General features: G+C 63.2%; 3 protein-coding genes. 1 reads left to right on the top strand and 2 read right to left on the bottom strand.

What is annotated here, in order from left to right; translation table 11 throughout:
- Positions 1 to 767: 767 nt before the first annotated feature.
- Positions 768 to 1,829, bottom strand: a complete 1,062-nt coding sequence (locus tag K2Y56_RS16025; protein WP_292509539.1) for an HD domain-containing phosphohydrolase — start codon at positions 1,827 to 1,829, stop codon at positions 768 to 770.
- 978 nt (positions 1,830 to 2,807) lie between these two features.
- On the opposite strand from K2Y56_RS16025, the gene K2Y56_RS16020 reads away from it, so the two are divergent.
- The gene (locus K2Y56_RS16020; RefSeq protein WP_292509536.1) at positions 2,808 to 3,224 is read left to right on the top strand and encodes a DUF1236 domain-containing protein; all 417 of its coding nucleotides are present in this window, start codon (positions 2,808 to 2,810) and stop codon (positions 3,222 to 3,224) included.
- Between the two features lie 158 nt (positions 3,225 to 3,382).
- Here the strand turns inward: K2Y56_RS16020 and K2Y56_RS16015 are convergent.
- Positions 3,383 to 3,585 (bottom strand): sigma factor-like helix-turn-helix DNA-binding protein (locus K2Y56_RS16015; protein ID WP_292509533.1); only part of this gene is annotated, 203 nt, incomplete at its 5' end.

Here is a 3,585-nt window from a genome sequence, read left to right as displayed (position 1 = left end):
GCCGCATGGCCCGATGGCCACCCCAATCCCCGCCAAAGCGGTCCTCGAATTTACACCTCGTCCGCGGACGCTACCAACGAATGCACGGCCCGGTTTTCGGTTTGGTTTCACGGAACATGAGCATCAACCTATTCGGCTGGCAGGGTAAACGGTGGGGTAAAGGGTGTTGGGGCGGGCATCCCGCTCCTCGATCGAGATGTGGTGGCGAAAGGGGTGTCCGCCGTACTCTTGACCGCCTGCAGAGCTGGCTGCCCTCACCGACAGCAACAGCGGCGCGATGAGCAATGTGCTCCGCGCCATGGCAAAGGCTGGCGGGGTCCGCAAAATCGGCACTGGCCGGTATATCCATCCCGATATGGACAGCTTCCTGATGGCTGGTAACGCCCGCTCCCGCGATCACGCCGGTAACCCCTACCGCTACGCAAGGGACGGCGAAGCAAGTGCCGAGGAAGGGGCCGAGGTCACCCTGAATGTCACCGATGAAGACGTTGATCAGGCCAAGGTGCGTGGTTGCGCTCTCGGAACGCTAGGTCGGGGGGCATCGCCTCGAGAGCGGTGCAAACGACAGGGAACGATCTTGGAACAAGGGCCGCGCCCTCTAGCGCATGTCAGTCAAAAACGGTTGCGCCTTTCACGATGCAGCCGAAGACAGTCGCCTCCCGCCGGAAGCACGATTCCGTTGGTCGAACCATCGCAGCGTCGCAGTCCTCCAAACTGCGTCGCTTCCCCCGACGATGGGGACACACGAGACCGGTAAGCGGTCGCGCTCAGGCGACGGCCGCAACGGGGTCAGCATCCTGACGCTGGCGAAGGGAAGCCTCGATGTGGTCCCACCGGCTGAGGAAGGCCTCGACCGCACGCGGGTCGAAATGGGCTCCTGCATTCTCGATCAGGTGAGACCTGGCGCGTTGAGGCGACCACGCCTGCTTGTAGGGCCGCTGGGTAGTGAGTGCGTCGAACACGTCGGCCACGGCGACGATGCGACCGGCGAGCGGGATGGTCTCCCCCTTCAGGCCGTAGGGATAGCCGCCCCCATCCCAACGCTCGTGGTGGCTGGCCGCGATCTCGGCGGCTAAGCGCATGACGGGCGAGGCGCTCCCACCGAGGATGCGTTGGCCGCGTTCGGCATGGCGCTCCATCTCGCGGCGCTCCTCGGGCGTGAGCGGACCCGGCTTGAGCAGGATGGCATCCGGAACGGCGATTTTGCCGACATCGTGCATCGTCGCCGCCAGCCCCATCAGTCGGCATTCGGCCGGGTCGAGCCCCAGGGCTTGTGCGATCAGGCTCGTGTAGGCGGAGACCCGGGCAATATGGTCGCCAGTGTCCTCGTCACGATTCTCAGCGGCGCGCATCAACGTGGAGACGATCTCGCGTTCGCGCTCCTCGACAAGGGCGACTGCGATCGAAACCTCGCGCATGAGTTGGGCAGCGTGGTCCCGCATGGCCCGATGCGCTTCGGATAAGGCGAGGAGGTTCGTGACACGGGCCCGGATCTCGATAGAATCCAACGGCTTGGCCAGGAACTCGGTCGCGCCGGCCTCCAGGGCTTGATGGCGCAGGCTGCGTTGGTCATGGCTCGTGACCATGACGGTCGGAACGTTGGCGAGTTCGGGAATGCTTCGGACTGCACGGATGAACTCGATGCCATTCATCCCAGGCATCTCGTAGTCGGTGATAACGACCCCGATCTCCGAAGCATGCGCTTGGGCAAAGGCGAGGGCCTCGACCGGCCCAGTGAAGTCGCGCGAAATGCATCCCACGATGGGCTGAAGGGCGGCGACCACCATCACGTTGTTCAACTCGACGTCGTCGAGGACGAGGGCCAGCATCGAGCGGACTTCCAAGCCTTGTGAGAGCTCCCTATCCATCCGGGCGTTCTGGCGACGCTAAGGGGACGGACGGTACGAGAATGAATCTGACCGGTTGCCGAACCCTGAACCCGGCCGATTCTTTCTCACGCATCGAACCCCAACAATGGCCAAGGTTACGAAAGCTTTGTCGGATTCCCCGCACGAACGGACGAAGTCGGGCGTCCGCAAGCGAACGTTACATGCCCACAACGGGACGTAGCATTCCTGCTGTACACCGATTGAGGTGAGCGAGCGGGTACCCAAGGATAACGACAACGAGACCACGATCCTGTCGCGCGAACACCTTTGCGCGTGGAGAGGATCGACGGAGGCGCCTCCATCGTGCTGCATACGCGGAGAGCGGACGCAAAGCCTGTCGCTCCCGTGAGGCGGTACCAGACTGCGCACGCAGTTCGCACAGCCCTAGACGTGGAACTGCCTACGTCTATCCATCGGAATTCGCGCGATGCCGATGTTTGAGTTGTTGGTCAGCGTCCACGCGCCGGGTGCAGGGTTATGGACCGATTGCGTCTTACTATCCGCCTCGTCCCTCGACGATGCCAAGCTTCAAGCCTCTCAGACAGCAGCGAAGATCCTTCAGATTTCGCCAGGCGACGCTCGGATGCAAAGCGACGACGGCCAGATCGTTTGAGTCTGGTCGAAGCTTGCAGAACATAAGTTCGAGAAGCAGGAGAAAGGACTTTTGCCTGGGGACCGCTGACGTCCGTGTCTCAGATGGTTCTCCCGAAATCAGATCGTTGAAAACCTGCTTCACAGATCACGGTTGCTTCAGAACCGTTTTCTTGCCGAGCCAGGCCAGACCCACTCGAAAAGTGCCAGACCCACTCGCAAAGTGATGGTGGTGGAACCCAATCGGCGAGACGCCGTTCCTAGGGCGCTCTTGAGCAAGGCCACCGAAACGTGGCCGCTTCTCGTCTCAACGATGGAGATCAGATCATGTCCAACCGTATCCTGATCGCGGCCGCGGCTGCCGCCCTTCTCACCCTTCCTGTCACCGCCCAGGCTCAGGGCACAGTGCGTGGTGCCGAGCGTGGTGCCGCTGAAGGCGGCGCAGCCGCCGGTCCAGTCGGTGCCGTCGTCGGCGGCGCCGTCGGTGCCGCGACCGGCACGGTTGGCGGGATCCTCGGCGTCGACGATCGCCCGCGCTTCCGCTCCTATGTCGAAGGCCGTAAGGTGAAGTCCTATCGCTACGACCAGGATGTCCGGGTCGGCGCCACGCTCCCCACATCCGGCGTGACTTACTACGACGTGCCCAACGAGTACCGGGTCAAGCCTGGCTACCGCTACACGGTCGTGAACGAGCGTCCGGTGCTGGTCGATGGCAGCCATCGCATCGTCGAGGTCATCGACTAAAACCGCGATACTTCGTCGCCCGAGCCTCGTGCCCGTCCCGCCCCTGGTGGGGCGGGCATTCTCGTTTGAGACTGGTACGTTGCAGTGATTGCGCCGCACAGCATCGAACGAAAGCTCATGGTCCGGCGGGTCGCGGCCTCGCCCTGGGCGGCGCCAGGTCAGACCGAGCGCCGTTCGTCTCCCATGCCCATCGACCGGGCCAGGAAGTCACGCGCGCGGCTCACTCGGCTCTTCATGGTGCCGACTTGGCAGCCGACCAGCTTGGCAGCATCTTCGTAGGTCAGGCCTTGCGCAGCCACGAGCATGAGGGCCTCGCGCTGGAGAGGCGGTACCTTGGCCAGATAGGTCCAAACCGTCTGCA

Source organism: Methylobacterium sp. (assembly GCF_019745455.1).
In the GTDB taxonomy this organism is placed as follows: domain Bacteria; phylum Pseudomonadota; class Alphaproteobacteria; order Rhizobiales; family Beijerinckiaceae; genus Methylobacterium.
This window is presented reverse-complemented; position numbering and strand designations above follow the sequence as displayed.

Excerpts from the sequence above, each read along its gene's own strand:
- K2Y56_RS16025 (WP_292509539.1), bottom strand. The coding sequence starts at position 1,829 with ATGCTGGCCCTCGTCCTCGACGACGTCGAGTTGAACAACGTGATGGTG.
- K2Y56_RS16020 (WP_292509536.1), top strand. The coding sequence starts at position 2,808 with ATGTCCAACCGTATCCTGATCGCGGCCGCGGCTGCCGCCCTTCTCACC.